We start from the raw sequence: 15,432 nt of genomic DNA, 5'->3' as shown, positions 1-15,432 counted from the left end.
TTTATGATTGGAGTTGGATTATTTTCGCAAGCAGCTTCTGCCGAGAAAGTTTACAAAGTAAAGTCAGGGGATAATTTGTATCGGATTGCCCAAAACTATCAAGTAGATTTTGATACGTTAGTTGCTGCAAACGCTGCTATCACGGACCCTGAACATGTTCAGCCAGGGCAAGCGATTAACATACCAGATGAGAATGGGCTTCCTTTTACCGTTACAGCTTACACGGCTGGCTATGAGTCTACTGGAAAAGAACCAGATGACCCAGCTTATGGTATAACAGCATCTGGGGCAATGGTTGAAGAGGGAAATACAATTGCGTGCCCTCAGGCTCTTCCGTTTGGAACAAAAATACATATTCCAGAATTGGATGAAACGTATGTATGTCAGGACCGTGGCAGTGCAATAACGAATGGTAAGCTAGATGTTTATATAGAAGACTTAGATGAGGCATTAGAATTTGGGGTGCAGCAGCTGCAGGTCAAAGTGTGGCCATATTAAAATACCGCGAATATCATATTTTATCGGAAAGCATACTTTGCTGTACAATTTAATTTAAAAACTATAAAAAATACACCACATGAAATTCAACTTAGAGATTTTTCATGTGGTGTATTGATTTGAAAGAATTTTTATTCAGGTCTATGGTTTAGCTTACCGGCCCCTTCGTAATCGCAGTAAGCTTGGAATTGATTGCAAAAGTTTTGGCATTAACATTTGTGATGCCAAAGCTGGCTAAACGTTTTGTATGCATATTCAGATAGCTTTCAGCTGTTTCCTTTGTTTCAAAAACATAAATTCCGCCTGCTTCATTTGCTTCGGGTCGCTCTGTCCAGATTTTCCATAGGAAGCCAGCTTCTTCATTGATGCTTTTTGCTAAATCTGAAAATGCTTCTGCCATTTCTTCCCCAAATGGTCCATTCATGTTAAAATCGACTTGCAATACATATGCCATGGTTATTCTCCTTTGTTTACTTTGTTGTTGTAAAGTAGTACTCTCCTAGAATTTCCTGCTTTTGATATTGATCAGGCGTAAGCTCTTTTTCAATAAAAGCGTTAAGGTCAGATTGCTCCACATCGTACATGACTTCAATTTCTTTGGAGAATAAAAGCTTTTCTTTTTCAAGCAAGCTAGAAAGCGATGGTTGTTGTTTTGGTTGCAGTTCTTCTGTATTTAGAATCTGTTTTAAGCCATCAATATAGTATTCAAATGGACGTCCTCCAACAATTTTCACACCTTTGTTTTCTTCATTGATCATGATAATTGTAGGGAACCCTCGAGCGCCTAAACTTCTCGTCAGATCGAAGTCTTCATCCAATAATTGTTGTCCGATTGGTTGTTCAGCTTCCTTTACAATGTATTCCCCATCAAGACCAAGTTTATTTACGGTTTCAATCATAACGGATTTATCTGAAATATTTTGGTTGAATGCGAAAAGTGCTTCTCGGGCACGGCGTAAATATTCAAATGCGAGTTCCGCATTATGATTTTTTTGAATCACCTTAAATACTCGTGAAGGTGGGAAAGAGGACTGAACTGGATTATCAATCATTAGACTCCCATCAATTGGCATTCTGGAATGTTCACCAACTTCTCTCCAGTGACCTGCAACATCGGCTGGTTTAAAAATTCCGTTTGCAGGATCGATTGGCCCATCATGCCATTTTTCCAGTAAGCCACCCATAACCGTATGAACGTTAAAATAATCACCATATTGCTCGATAAAACGACGGAGAACCGGTTCAATTGCCCAGCAGTGCGAGCAAATGGGATCTGTTACATAATAAAGGTTAATTGACTTTTTCGGCTTATTAAAATCAATAACTTCCATTTCCTCATCTTCAGCTACTCCACATACACCTGTTTCCAAGTCACAAATCATATTTTTATTGTTATTCAATTTATTTCCCTCATTTCTATTCATGTAGGATAAGCGAGGAAAAAGAAGCTATGCTCTTTTCCCGCACTCTTCATCATTTTTAAAAATTAGTTTCTAATTGTTTTCAATCCAGTAGACCAAGCCACGACCTCATTCAACATAGTTTGAACGGTTTCTTCATGAAACGGTGCTGGTTTAAAGGTTCTCATTTCTTCAAAATCCGTGAAAAGACTTAATGCTGGCTGTGTTCCTACCGTTGCCACTTTTGGTACTGTTAAAATTAGTCTTAGATTGTTTGCTGCTGTAACTCCAAGTGTTGAACCATAGCTTACGATTCCAGCGGCTTTATTGTTCCACTCCACATATAAATAATCGATAGCATCCTTTAATCCAGAAGTAATCGCTTTGTTGTATTCAGGAGTGACAAAAACAAATCCGTCAAGCTCATTAATTTTCTCAGACCATGCTTTCGCTTCTGGTGCTTGGTAATCCTGTGACATAATAGCCGGAATCGGCTCATTAAATTGTGGCAGGTTGTAATCTTTAATATCAACCATCTCAAATGTTGCATCTGTTCGCATGTCTGCGATGGATTTCACCCATTCTGCAACCTGCAAATTTACTCGTGAATCTCTTGTACTTCCAGTAATAATTCCAATTTTAAGCATGTTAACTCCTCCTAGAAATCTTTATGAAACGCCTTTTAACGACGCATTATAGTTGCTTTATAATTGAATTTTAAGCCATAATAAAAATTAGCAACACCAATAGTTTGGTGTATGTGTTGGATATCCGACACATTGAACAATTTGTTTAAAAAGTGGAAGGGAGATCAATATGACGAATACAAAAACGGATCCCCGAATTTTACGTACCCGTAAATTAATAATGGATGCTTTTATGGAACTTTCAGGTAAGAAGGAATTTAAAGACATCACTGTGAAGGATATTACAGCTGAAGCGATGATAAATCGCGCCACATTCTATTATCATTTTGAAGATATATACGATTTACTGGAAAAGGTGTTATCAGAAGTATTGTTAGTGAATTTGGATTGTGATTACTTTCAAGATAACGAGCTAAATGAAGAGTCGCTTGTTAAGATTTTCTTAGCGATTACGAATTTCCAGAAGTCATTATCCAATCGTTGTCATAGAGGTTACGAGGACACCATTGCTCGAATTATCAGGGAGCAGCTTGAAGTTGTTTTTTACAAAATGCTGTTAAATCAACGCAACAAAGAAGCGGACGATGCTTTAAGAATTACCGCTGTTATATTAAGCTGGGGAATATACGGAGCTTCTGTAGAATGGAGAAGAGATGATAAAGGTATGACTCCAGAGGAATTTATTAAATTAGCAATTCCTTTTATTATTTCTGGTGCTAATTTTTAGTTCTGACAAATTATAAGCATTTAGAGCTTTGCGTTCCTTTTTATAAAGGGTTAAGGTTATTGGTTAACTGTTTAATGAAAAAAGCGCACAGTAAGGAGATATGGATATGAACGATTCATTTCATGATGAAATACAAGAAATTTATCAAAAATTAATTGATGCGTGGAATAACCGTGACGCCGAGGAGATGGCTGGGCTGTTTGCTGAACAGGGAGTACAAATTGGGTTTGACGGTAGTAAGGTAGTTGGAAAAGCAGAAATCTTATCCCATGTTAAACCAATATTTGAAGATCATCCTACTGCCCCTTTTGTAACAAAAATTAAATCCATCCGACCTTTAGGAAAAGATGCAGCAATACTACACGCGATTGCAGGGATGATCCCACCGGGGAAAACAGATATTGAACCTGATGTAAATGCCCATCAGACGCTTGTTGCAGTGAAAACGAATAGTAACTGGCGAATTGAACTGTTTCAAAATACTCCTGCCGTGTTTCATGGAAGACCTGAATTAGTTGACCAAATGACGGAGGAGCTAAGGGAGTTACTTTAGTTTTTGATAAATTGAAAAGGGAGTGTCGGCCAACTGGGGGTGAAAGACCCCGAAAGGATTGTTGACAAAACCCCGCTTTTCTGTAATAATAAATCCAACTAAATACTGGTACCTTTAATTCAGTCCAGAGAGGCTGACAAGGATAGCGGAAAATAAGCATAGAGGAAGAGGTGTACGTGTATACCCTCTTGCTATACTTATGAAAAAGGCTTCTTGTCAGAAATGGCAGGAGGCCTTTCTTTTTTCCAACTCGTGTGTGTTCTCAAGCACCTTCCTCGGTACCAGGAAAAATTCGAGGAGGAATTAACATGCAAAAGGTAGATAAAGAGTTTTCATTACAGCCTGTACCACAGGCAAATCGGAATGGTTTCTGGAAAATGTTCATGCTTATGATGGGGTTAACATTTTTCTCAGCAAGTATGCTTTCAGGTGGACAACTAGGAACAGGACTAACATTCACGGAGTTTATTTGGATTGTTTTAGCTGGTAATTTATTGCTTGGAATCTATACGGGGGCACTTGCTTTTATTGCGGCGAAAACAGGTTTATCTACACATTTGCTTGCGAGATATGCTTTTGGTGAAAAGGGTTCCTACTTATCATCCTTTTTGTTGGGAATCACACAAGTGGGTTGGTTCGGTGTCGGTGTTGCGATGTTTGCTGTGCCAGTTCATGCAGCTACTGGGATTAACATGTATGTATTGATTGTTGTTTCAGGTCTATTAATGACGGCAACAGCCTTCATTGGAATTAAAGCTTTAACCGTTTTAAGCTTTATCGCTGTACCTTCTATCGCACTTCTTGGTGGGTATTCTGCGCTAAATGCAACAAATGCTGCGGGGGGAATTGAGGCGCTAATGGGCTATCAACCGGCAGAAGCGATGGGATTAGCGACTGCATTGACGATATGTATCGGTTCCTTCGTTAGTGCAGGAACACTTACACCAGATTTCGCCCGTTTCTCTAAAACAAAGCGTACAGCGGTATCGACTACCGTTGTTGCATTCTTTATCGGTAACTCGTTTATGTTTTTGTTTGGAGCAATTGGGATGTTTGCGATTGGTTTAGCTGATATTTCGGAAGTAATGTTTATGCAAGGGCTGATGCTTCCGGCTATTATCGTGCTCGGGCTGAACATCTGGACAACGAATGATAATGCGTTATATGCATCTGGATTGGGATTTTCGAATATCACAAAGATTGCTAAAGGGAAGCTTGTTATTGTTAATGGTGTGCTTGGTACAGCAGCTGCAATGTGGTTGTTTAATAACTTTGTTGGCTTTTTAACGATATTAGGTTCAACCTTGCCATCGATTGGTGCAATCATTTTGTTTGATTTTTTCATCCTAAGAAAAGGAAAGTATCAGGCATTTGAAACAATGAAATTCAAAGCAGTCAATTGGATCGCAATCGTATCGTGGATTGGCGGGGTTGCGATTGCTAATTTGCTTCCCGGTATTCCGCCGGTTAACGGCATTATTGGAACGGGTGTGCTCTATTTAATCGGAATGGTTATTGCTGAAAAAGCAGCTGCGAAATCTGGGTTAGAACAAGGAAGAAAAGGAGAATTAATTCGTGAACATTAAAAATGCAAAGCTAAGAGGAAAAGAAGGTTTATGGGATATTGAAGTCGTGGATGGGAAAATTAATCAAGTTTCTCCTGGTATAGAAGGTGGAGATGACCCAAACGCTTTGGATGTAAATGGGGCGCTTGTGCTTCCTCCATTTATTGAACCGCATATTCACTTGGATACAACGCTCACTGCTGGTGAGCCAGCATGGAATCAAAGTGGGACGTTATTTGAGGGGATACAGCGCTGGTCCGAGCGGAAGGAAACATTAACAATTGAGGATGTAAAAGTGAGATCAAAAACGGCATTAAAATGGCAAATTGCACAAGGGATTCAGCATGTACGCACACATGTTGATGTTACTGATCCAGACCTGACAGCTTTACAAGCAATGCTAGAAGTGAAGGAAGAAGTCGCGCCATATGTAGATTTGCAGCTTGTTGCTTTTCCACAGGAAGGAATTCAGTCGTTTCCAAAGGGAGTTGAATTGCTTGAGGAAGCATTAAAGATGGGAGCAGATGTTGTCGGTGGTATCCCGCATTATGAATTTACCCGGGAATATGGTGTATCCTCCATGAAAACTGCCTTTGACCTTGCGGAAAAATATAACCTGCTTGTCGATATTCATTGCGACGAAATTGATGATGAACAGTCACGCTTTGTAGAGGTTGTTGCAACCGAAGCATATGAACGAGGACTTGGATCGCGTGTAACGGCAAGCCATACAACGGCAATGGGATCTTATAATGATGCTTATGCATCCAAGTTATTTCGTATTTTAAAAATGTCGGGGATTAACTTTGTATCGAACCCTCTTGTAAATATTCATTTACAAGGTCGCTTTGATACGTATCCGAAACGCAGAGGGCTGACAAGAGTAAAAGAATTACAGGAAGCTGGCATGAATGTGAGCTTTGGTCATGATGATATTTTTGATCCATGGTATCCACTAGGAACCGGAAATATGCTGCAAGTATTGCATATGGGGATTCACGTCGCTCAATTGATGGGATATGAACAAATTGTTAATTCGATCGACATGATTACAACAAACAGTGCGAAAACATTACACATTGATGATCGGTATGGCATTGAAGCCGGAAAACCAGCTAACTTTATCGTACTTGATGCTGAAAATGAATATGAAGCAATTTGGAAGCAAGCGAAAGTGAGATATTCTATTCGGAATGGAGCCATTATTGCTGAAACAAAACCAAGTGAGACGACTGTCACTTTGGATAAAACGGAATACGTAGACTTTAATAAGGCATAACCGTTTGCGGTTATGCCTTTTGGCTTGTTGGTTGTCCAGATTGAGCGTTGATAATGGATTAGCTGTATGGAAATACTGAAGTTTACAAGGTAAACGATGAAGATTAAAGAAAAAATACTGAAGTTCACAAATAGGGTCCGTGCGTCCGTCGACCTTGACAGAATACTTCGTCCAGTTAAACTCTACACTAATTACTCGATAAATTTGCTATAATGGATGCATTGTTTAAATATAGGAGTGTCTGAGATTGTTGAAATTAGGAAAAATTATCACCCATATAGCTGTATTATATGGAATCTTTTTAATCGGAAACTGGATTCAATTAACGTTTCATTTGATAATCCCTGGCAGTGTGATTGGAATGATTCTGTTATTTATATTGCTTTACACAAAGAGTATAAAAGTGAGTTGGATTGAAGATGGCACACGATTATTTGTTAGCCATTTAACATTGTTTTTCATCCCTGCAACAGTAGGTATCGTGAACTATTTGCAGCTTTTTACAGGTGAAGGAATTTTATTAATCATCATTGTACTTATAAGCACGGCACTTGTTATGGGAATATCTGGTGTTGTAAGCCAGTGGTTTGTTAGAAAGAAGGAAATGCATCATGAATAATATTGTAATAGGCTTGTTAGCTATTATAGGAACATTAATCGTATATCTTTTTATGTGGAAGCTTCATCGCAGAATTTTGCTTCCAGTTACATTGCCGATTTTTCTAGGATCTATTGTTATTGTTTTGATGTTACTTATTTTTCATATTGACTATGATACGTATATGATTGGGGGCGAATGGATTAATCAGCTGCTGGGCCCGGCAGTAGTTGCATTAGCTTATCCGCTGTATCAGCAGCGTGATCTTCTTAAACGGCTATTTTTTCCAATCCTGATGGGTACCTTTGTTGGTGCTGTTGTTGGAATTATGTCTGGTGTTTTGCTCGCGAAATGGCTTGGAGTTGAAGAATTCATTATTTATTCATTAGTGTCCAAATCCGTGACTACACCTGTTTCGATTGTGATTGCCGACTCCCTGGGAGGTGCGATGCCTCTTGCGGCAGTTTTTGTTATGCTTGCTGGAATGTGTGGTGTGCTGATAGCCCCATTTATATTTAAGGCTTTTAAAATTGATCATGTCATCGGACGAGGAGTAGGAATTGGGAGTGCATCCCATGCAATTGGTACAGCTCGGGCGATGGAAGACGGACCATTAGGAGGATCTGCCAGTACGGTTGCAATGGTGTTAAGTGCCATAATTGTATCGATTATTGCGCCGATTTTAGTTGAGTGGATGATATAAACACAAACAGAATCTTTGATAAATTGGATTTGCTTTGAAATAATGAAGTGGGTTTCCAAAATCTATCGTCAAAGGGGATGTACAAATGAAGGTTTTAGTAATTGGAGCAAATGGTCAGATTGGTAAACATCTCGTACGTTTACTTCAAGAAAGTGAAGAGCATACGTTAACAGCGTTGGTTCGAAAAGAAGAGCAGGCAAAGGAACTGGAAGCATCTGGTGTGGATGCTATTTTGGCTAATCTGGAAGATAGTGTAGATACACTGACCCAAGCAGTAATCGAATCAGGTGCTGAGGCTATCATTTTCTCAGCAGGATCAGGAGGAAGTACTGGACCGGATAAGACATTGCTTATTGACTTAGATGGAGCGGTTAAATCGATGGAAGCAGCAGAAAGAGCAGGCGTCAGTCGGTTTGTTCTTGTCAGTGCCATCCAGGCGCATAATCGCGAGAGCTGGGCAGATAGTCCAATTAAACCTTATATGGTTGCGAAGCATTATGCAGACAAAGAGCTGGAGGCTAGTTCTCTAAACTATACAATCGTAAGACCTGGCAACTTATTAAATGAACCTGCAGTCGATAAGGTTTCAGTAGCGGAAAACTTAGAAAGAGGCGGTATCCCAAGAGAGGATGTAGCCAAAGTATTGATTGCTGCGTTAACGGAAGAAGCTACGTATCGGAAAAGCTTTGATTTAGTTTCGGGGGAATCAGAAATTGCGGATGCGATTAAACAACTATAATATGATTTGAAATTTTTAGCAGGCGTATGCTAAAATGAATATAGAATATTTCTTTGACATCTGTCAAAGGGGAGTAGCGGTGGAATCAAGTGATTCCAAAATAAAGTCGTCATTACATGATGGATTCCATCATCGGCTTTATTGGCAGAACATGCTAAGCGAGACCTTTGCCCAATCGTGGGTTAGGTCTCGCTTTTTTTGGGTAAACAGGGGAATGTATAACCTATCTACCTGTATCATAAAAAGAGTTTCTAATCCCGGTGGTTGACGAAACAGAAGAGGTATAATCGCCCTGAGCTTGTACACCTGCTAAGGACTAGGTAATTGTAGGTTTCAAAGAAAGATCAGATAAAAAAATTAACAAAAATCATGTTCATGAATAATGTCTTGCTTCAGAAGACAATCTATTCGTAGCGAATTGAACATCAAAAAGGAGTTCGTTCATGTTGGAATTTTACCGTAAAGATACCGAATCTGTTTTAAAAGCTGTACAGTCATCGGAAAATGGATTAACTTCTGATGCTGTAAAAGCAAAACTCGAGCAAGATGGCTACAATGAATTAAAAGACAGGGAGAAGGTTTCGACTTGGAAGCTTTTTCTAGAAACGTTTAAAGATCCAATGGTTATTGTCCTCCTGGTAGCCGCTGGAATTCAAGTTGTATTGGGAGAAATTGCAGAATCACTGATTATTTTTCTCGTTCTACTTATTAATTCCGTTATTAGTGTCGTGCAGACAAAGAAGGCGGAAAGCTCTCTAGATGCCTTACGCGATATGTCGGCCCCAGAGGCAAAGGTAATCCGTAATGGTCAGTCACAAACGATACCAGCAAGGGAACTTGTTCAAGGAGACATCGTGACACTTGAAGCTGGTGATTATGTTCCTGCTGATGGTCGAATTATTGCCAGTGGTTCACTAAAGGTAAATGAAGGGATGCTAACGGGTGAATCGGAAGCAGTTGAAAAGAGTACCGATACGATTACGGAAGAGGTGACGCTTGGAGATCGAGTCAATATGGTGTTCAGCAGTTCGCTTGTTGCCTATGGTCGTGGCACCTTTGTTGTGACTGGGACAGGAGAGCAGACGGAAATCGGAAAAATTGCGGAGATGATTTCTACCGCTGAAGAAAAGCAAACACCATTACAACGGAAGCTTGAATCGTTTAGTAAAAAGCTCGGTATTGGGATATTGTTGCTTTCCATCTTAATTTTCGCTGTACAAGCCCTTAGAATTTGGTTTGGTGGGGCAGATGTTGATACAAGTACTGCAATTTTAAATGCGCTTATGTTCTCCGTAGCAATTGCAGTAGCAGCCATCCCAGAAGCGTTATCGTCGATCGTTACGATTGTACTATCTGTTGGAACAAATAAAATGGCTAGACAGCATGCGATTATCCGAAAACTTCCTGCTGTAGAAACGCTCGGTTCAACTAGTGTCATCTGTACTGACAAAACTGGAACATTGACACAAAATAAAATGACCGTAACGGATTATTTTATTCCAGGTGAGTCGGGAAGCGAGCTCGCGGAGGATCCGGAAAACTGGAATGAGTCGGAGCGGATGCTTGTGAATACAGCAGTGCTCTGTAATGATTCCTTTATTAATAGTGATGGCGGGGAGATTGGAGATCCGACAGAGGTTGCCCTTATTAATTTTTCCAATAAAAATAATAATGACTATGAAGCAGTTCGGGAAAAATTTAAGCGCGAAGCAGAATTGCCGTTTGATTCGGATCGTAAATTGATGTCCACAGTGCATCGCATGGATGGTGAAACAACAATGCTGACAAAAGGCGGCCCGGATGTCATGTTTGACCGTGCCAGCCATGTACTATACAAGGGAAAGGAAGAACCGGTAACAGATGAATTACTGGCATTATTTGAGCAGGCCAATGAAAGTTTTTCAGATCAGGCATTGCGTGTGCTGGCATACGGCTATAAACGCCTAGCTGATGGACAAACAGATATTACAGAGGAAGATGAGAAGGATCTTGTGCTTATAGGCCTTACTGCGATGATTGATCCGCCGAGAGAGGCTGTCTATGGTTCGATTGAAGAATCGAAAAAAGCAGGGATTCGTACAGTTATGATTACAGGTGATCATAAAACAACTGCACAAGCGATTGGTCGTGATATTGGACTTATGGGGGACGATGATATTGCTTTAACTGGTAAGGAGTTGGATGCCTTATCGGATGAAGAGTTAGATAGGAAGCTTGAGCAAATCGCAGTCTATGCACGTGTTTCCCCAGAAAACAAAATTCGAATTGTTCGTGCATGGCAGAAGAAGGATAAAGTCGCAGCCATGACAGGTGATGGTGTTAACGATGCACCGGCACTAAAACAGGCGGATATTGGTATTGCAATGGGAAGTGGTACGGATGTAGCGAAGGACTCTTCTGCGATGATTTTAACGGATGATAACTTTGTCTCGATTGTTAATGCAGTTGGTGTTGGCCGTACCGTGTTTGATAATATTAAAAAGGCAATTGGATACTTGTTTGCTGGTAATTTAGGCGCAATTATCGCCATTCTCTATGCCGTTATTTTCAATCTGCCAAATCCATTTACGGCGTTGCAGCTTCTGTATATTAATTTAGTAAATGATTCGCTTCCAGCAATTGCATTAGGAATGGAAAAGTCAGAACCTGACGTGATGGAAAGAAAACCACGTCGGACAGACGAGGGAATTTTTACTCGGGATACGTTGCAAGCTGTTCTAACAAGAGGACTGTTGATTGGTATCGCTGTTATCATTTCCTTCTATATTGGATTAAGCCATTCAAATGAAATGGGAGTCGCAATGGCGTTTACGACACTCATTTTATCACGTACATTGCAGACATTCGCAGCTAGATCGAATACACAAACAGCATTTGGAGCGGGGTTCTTTAAAAATAAATATGTCATAGGGGCTGTCTTCCTTGGGTTTATTCTATATGGCATAACAACTCTTCCATTTGCCCGAGATGTATTTAACATTCCACAAAGCTTTGGCTGGAATGAAGCACTTGTAGCGGCAGCTCTTGCTCTTGCAGCCGCTGTGCTCATGGAAATCGTAAAAATTTCATTTCATCGTTTCTCAAAAGATAAGTAATCAAATAGCCATGTGCCTGTTAGGGGTGCATGGCTTTAGTCGTTTGTATCCGGCGGAGGAAAATATGTAGCTTTAAAATTAAGTTTGATCATTTTCTATCTATGATCTTCCACATTTTGCGCTTTTGTGAAAGATTTATGATTAATGCTTTATTTTTTAACGAATGCATCCTTTGAAACAAACTTATAATTCCTTTGTCATAAATACGCTATTTGGGTCCTCAATATAATACGAAAATGGCATGCAATATTGAAACCCGAAGTTTGCATACATTCTCCTAGCTGGTTCAAATGCATCCATTGATCCCGTTTCCAGACTTAACCGTCGATAACCACGTTGCTTGGCTTCGTCAATAATTCGTTGAAGAATTCGCTTCGCTACACCTTTTCTTAGATGGGATGAAGATGTTCGCATTGACTTGATCTCTCCATGATGGCGATTAAGTTCTTGAAGTGCTCCGCAGCCAACTAATTCATTTCCTTCCCAAGCACTCCAGAAAGTAATTTCTGGTTTTCGCAATCCTTCAAGATCAAGTGCATGTTTACTTTCTGGCGGGGAATGTATTCTCATGCTCTGAATGTGCTCGCTTAGCAATTCAGCCACTTCAGATCCAGTTAAATCATCAATTCTAAGCTCCATAAAAATCCTCTCCTTGTATAAGATTAGTGACAGTCTATATTCTAAACTACATACTTCGAGTATTTACGAATAGCCCCCTCTTTCCTGTTTCAATTGGCTTGATAATGGAATAATACTTAATTTTATTGTAACGATAAAAGATCCTTTTGAACAATGCAAATCCAAATGTAGTAAAACAGTGCAACCTTTTTACAACCGGTTAAACTTTATTTCGGATCCGGGAAATATTATATTTACCAAAAAAATATTAAAAAACTATTGAATTATTATACAAAATGATGCATAATAATTCATTAATAGCACAAACGAGAGGAGAAACAAAAATGGCAAAGGAAAAAATCGTCTTGGCATATTCCGGAGGTCTTGATACTTCCGTTGCAGTGAAATGGTTACAGGATAAATATAATTATGATGTGATTGCGGTGGCGCTCGATGTTGGTGAAGGTAAAGATTTAGAGTTTGTTAAAAAGAAGGCGCTGGACGTTGGTGCGATCAAATCGTATGTAATTGATGCAAAAGAGCTCTATGCGAATGAATATGTATTACCAGCATTACAGGCAAATCTATTATATGAAGGGAAATACCCACTTATTTCTGCACTATCTCGTCCATTAATCGCTAAAATTCTTGTTGACATTGCAGAAGATGAAGGAGCTGTAGCGGTAGCACATGGATGTACAGGAAAAGGAAATGATCAAGTCCGTTTCGATGTTGCCTTTACGGCTTTAAACCCAAATCTTAAAATTGTTGCACCTGTTCGTGAATGGGCAATGTCCAGAGAAGAAGAGATTGAGTATGCTCAGGCACATGGAATTCCGATTCCAATCAATTTAGATAGTCCGTATAGTATTGATCAAAACTTATGGGGACGTAGTAATGAATGTGGGATTTTAGAGAATCCATGGCAAGAGGCGCCAAAGGATGCGTTTGATCTAACAGCCGACCCAGTTGATGCACCAGATACGCCAGAGGTTATCCAACTTACATTTCAGCAAGGTAAGCCAATAGCATTGAACGGAGAAGAACTTTCACTCGATCAGCTGATTTTAAAATTGAATGAAGTTGCTGGAAAGCACGGTGTTGGACGAATTGACCATGTGGAGAATCGTTTAGTTGGTATTAAATCAAGAGAAATTTATGAAGCGCCGGCAGCAATGACATTAATTGCGGCCCATCAAGAGCTGGAAGCACTAACCTTACCAAGAGAGGTTGCTGAATTCAAGCCGATGATAGAACAAAAGCTGGCACAAACGGTCTACTATGGTTTGTGGTATTCACCACTAACAGAAGCACTTCAATCATTTGTGGAAAAAACGCAAGAGCATGTATCAGGTACTGTTAAAGTGAAGCTGTATAAAGGGCATGCGCAAGTTGTCGGACGTGAATCTGCCAATTCGCTCTATGACTTTGACCTGGCAACCTACAATAAAGCTGACGCATTCGACCATGATGCTGCTCTTGGATTTATTAAGTTATGGGGCTTGCCAACACAGGTGCATGCTTCTGTTAATGGCACAGCGAAGAAAAAGAAGTCAATTGAAAAAGTGAAACTTGAAGTAAAGGAAGCTGTTAAATCGTGAAATTATGGGGAGGACGTTTTACCAAACCAACGAATCAATTAATGGATGAATATACAGCATCCATCCGATTTGATCAAAAACTAGCAGCCTATGATATTGAAGGAAGCCTTGCGCATGTTGAGATGCTCAAGGCTTGTAAGATTATCCCAGCAGGAGATGCTGATAAAATTGCAGAAGGGTTGCAAATCGTTCTGAAAAAAATTGAATCTGGAGTAGCTGAGCTTACTGAGGAGCATGAGGATATCCATATGAATGTGGAAAAGCTCCTAATTGAAGAGGTCGGTACAGTAGGTGGAAAGCTGCATACTGGCAGAAGCAGAAATGATCAAGTTGCATTAGATATGCGCTTGTACTTGCGCGATGCAATTGGAACCATTATTCAGCTGCTTATTGATGTCGAGAGGGCTTTGATTAGCCAGGCAAAAGCCAATTTAGACACCGTTATGCCAGGCTATACTCACTTGCAGCGAGCGCAGCCCGTCTTATTCGGACATCATATGATGGCATATGTTTTCATGTTTCAGCGTGATGTGGAACGTCTAACCGATAGTTTAAAGCGGGTAAACAAATCCCCGCTTGGAGCTGGTGCCTTGGCAGGGACAACCTTTCCGATTGATCGGCAATTCGTCGCCGAAAGACTTGGCTTTGATGGTATTTGTGAAAACAGTCTTGACGCAGTTAGTGATCGGGATTTCGTCGTCGAATTCTTATCAAACGCTTCGTTAATTGCGATGCATCTTTCTCGTTTATGTGAAGAATTTGTGCAGTGGTCGAGTGCTGAGTTCAACTTCATCGAGCTGGATGATTCGTTTACAACAGGAAGCAGCATGATGCCACAGAAAAAGAATCCCGATGTCGCAGAGCTTGTTCGTGGAAAAACAGGGCGTGTGTACGGTCATTTAATGGGCATGCTGACAACGCTTAAAGGCCTTCCATTAGCCTATAACAAAGATATGCAAGAAGATAAAGAGGGCATGTTCGACACATTTGAAACATTAAAAGGCGCACTCGCACTATTTGCGCCAATGATTGAGACAATGCAGGTGAAGCAGGAAAATATGTATCAAGCCGTGACGAACGATTTTTCCAATGCAACAGACCTTGCGGATTATCTTGTTGAAAAAGGAATGCCATTCAGAGAGTCGCATGCGGTTGTTGGCCAGGTGGTGCTAAATTGCATTCAAAACGGAAAGTATTTACTTGATTTAACACTTGATGAGTTCAAATCGTTCTCAGAGTTAATAGATGTGGATATTTTCGATGTGTTAAGGCCAGAAACGGTCGTTAATGCACGTGATGTTGCAGGCGGTACGGCTAGAAAACGTGTAGAAGTACAAATTGAGCAGGCACTAGCAGTTATTGAGGAACTGGCACTGCAGGAATAGTTATCTTTGAAAAAGCACTTGAGC

15 protein-coding genes and 1 riboswitch are annotated in these 15,432 nt (G+C 40.2%); of the genes, 11 read left to right on the top strand and 4 right to left on the bottom strand.

Annotated elements, in window-relative coordinates; translation table 11 throughout:
• The first annotated feature begins 3 nt into the window (after positions 1 to 3).
• Positions 4 to 498, top strand: a complete 495-nt coding sequence (locus tag MHH64_RS00620; protein ID WP_095314148.1) for a LysM peptidoglycan-binding domain-containing protein — start codon at positions 4 to 6, stop codon at positions 496 to 498.
• A gap of 148 nt (positions 499 to 646) precedes the next feature.
• Here the strand turns inward: MHH64_RS00620 and MHH64_RS00615 are convergent, their stop codons facing one another.
• The 3 genes from MHH64_RS00615 to MHH64_RS00605 all read right to left on the bottom strand — a co-directional run bounded on the left by MHH64_RS00615 (position 647) and on the right by MHH64_RS00605 (position 2,545).
• The gene (locus MHH64_RS00615; protein ID WP_118888419.1) at positions 647 to 952 is read right to left on the bottom strand and encodes a monooxygenase; all 306 of its coding nucleotides are present in this window, start codon (positions 950 to 952) and stop codon (positions 647 to 649) included.
• 16 nt (positions 953 to 968) lie between these two features.
• Entirely contained in the window at positions 969 to 1,880 is a 912-nt protein-coding gene (locus MHH64_RS00610; RefSeq protein WP_187393122.1) for a DsbA family protein, read from the bottom strand.
• A 104-nt stretch (positions 1,881 to 1,984) separates the two neighbouring features.
• Complete coding sequence (locus MHH64_RS00605) at positions 1,985 to 2,545, bottom strand: NAD(P)H-dependent oxidoreductase (protein WP_095314054.1); 561 nt, start codon at positions 2,543 to 2,545, stop codon at positions 1,985 to 1,987.
• A 169-nt stretch (positions 2,546 to 2,714) separates the two neighbouring features.
• On the opposite strand from MHH64_RS00605, the gene MHH64_RS00600 reads away from it, so the two are divergent.
• The 8 genes from MHH64_RS00600 (at position 2,715) to MHH64_RS00565 (ending at position 11,804) form a co-directional block, all read left to right on the top strand.
• Positions 2,715 to 3,272: a TetR/AcrR family transcriptional regulator gene (locus MHH64_RS00600; protein ID WP_095314055.1), complete on the top strand. Its 558-nt coding sequence runs from the start codon at positions 2,715 to 2,717 to the stop codon at positions 3,270 to 3,272.
• Between the two features lie 106 nt (positions 3,273 to 3,378).
• On the top strand, positions 3,379 to 3,825 hold the full coding sequence (locus MHH64_RS00595) for an SgcJ/EcaC family oxidoreductase (RefSeq protein WP_340002479.1): 447 nt from the start codon (positions 3,379 to 3,381) through the stop codon (positions 3,823 to 3,825).
• 308 nt (positions 3,826 to 4,133) lie between these two features.
• Positions 4,134 to 5,411: a cytosine permease gene (codB, locus tag MHH64_RS00590; RefSeq protein WP_340002478.1), complete on the top strand. Its 1,278-nt coding sequence runs from the start codon at positions 4,134 to 4,136 to the stop codon at positions 5,409 to 5,411.
• Entirely contained in the window at positions 5,401 to 6,669 is a 1,269-nt protein-coding gene (locus tag MHH64_RS00585) for a cytosine deaminase (RefSeq protein WP_303446913.1), read from the top strand. The genes codB and MHH64_RS00585 overlap by 11 nt, the downstream gene beginning before the upstream one ends.
• Before the next feature lie 247 nt (positions 6,670 to 6,916).
• Positions 6,917 to 7,288: a CidA/LrgA family protein gene (locus MHH64_RS00580; RefSeq protein WP_316246649.1), complete on the top strand. Its 372-nt coding sequence runs from the start codon at positions 6,917 to 6,919 to the stop codon at positions 7,286 to 7,288.
• Positions 7,281 to 7,970, top strand: a complete 690-nt coding sequence (locus tag MHH64_RS00575; protein ID WP_340002477.1) for an LrgB family protein — start codon at positions 7,281 to 7,283, stop codon at positions 7,968 to 7,970. Before MHH64_RS00580 ends, MHH64_RS00575 begins: the two co-directional genes overlap by 8 nt.
• An 85-nt stretch (positions 7,971 to 8,055) precedes the next feature.
• Positions 8,056 to 8,709 (top strand): SDR family oxidoreductase, encoded by a 654-nt coding sequence (locus tag MHH64_RS00570; RefSeq protein ID WP_118888426.1) that lies wholly within the window; start codon positions 8,056 to 8,058, stop codon positions 8,707 to 8,709.
• A 56-nt stretch (positions 8,710 to 8,765) separates the two neighbouring features.
• Positions 8,766 to 8,903, top strand: a riboswitch (yybP-ykoY riboswitch).
• A 249-nt stretch (positions 8,904 to 9,152) separates the two neighbouring features.
• On the top strand, positions 9,153 to 11,804 hold the full coding sequence (locus MHH64_RS00565; protein WP_340002476.1) for a cation-translocating P-type ATPase: 2,652 nt from the start codon (positions 9,153 to 9,155) through the stop codon (positions 11,802 to 11,804).
• 183 nt (positions 11,805 to 11,987) lie between these two features.
• Here the strand turns inward: MHH64_RS00565 and MHH64_RS00560 are convergent, their stop codons facing one another.
• A complete protein-coding gene (locus tag MHH64_RS00560; RefSeq protein WP_340002475.1) occupies positions 11,988 to 12,443 on the bottom strand; it encodes a GNAT family N-acetyltransferase in 456 nt (151 codons plus the stop codon).
• A gap of 323 nt (positions 12,444 to 12,766) precedes the next feature.
• Here MHH64_RS00560 and MHH64_RS00555 point away from each other — a divergent pair, with 323 nt between their 5' ends.
• Positions 12,767 to 14,023, top strand: coding sequence for an argininosuccinate synthase (locus MHH64_RS00555; protein ID WP_340002474.1), 1,257 nt, complete (start codon positions 12,767 to 12,769; stop codon positions 14,021 to 14,023).
• Positions 14,020 to 15,408 carry an argininosuccinate lyase gene (gene argH / locus MHH64_RS00550; RefSeq protein WP_340002473.1) on the top strand — a complete coding sequence of 463 codons (1,389 nt, stop codon included), beginning with the start codon at positions 14,020 to 14,022 and terminating at the stop codon, positions 15,406 to 15,408. Before MHH64_RS00555 ends, argH begins: the two co-directional genes overlap by 4 nt.
• The last annotated feature ends 24 nt before the right edge of the window (positions 15,409 to 15,432 follow it).

It is taken from the genome of Oceanobacillus sp. FSL K6-0127 (assembly GCF_037983385.1).
Taxonomy (GTDB): Bacteria; Bacillota; Bacilli; order Bacillales; family Amphibacillaceae; genus Oceanobacillus; species Oceanobacillus profundus.
This window is presented reverse-complemented; position numbering and strand designations above follow the sequence as displayed.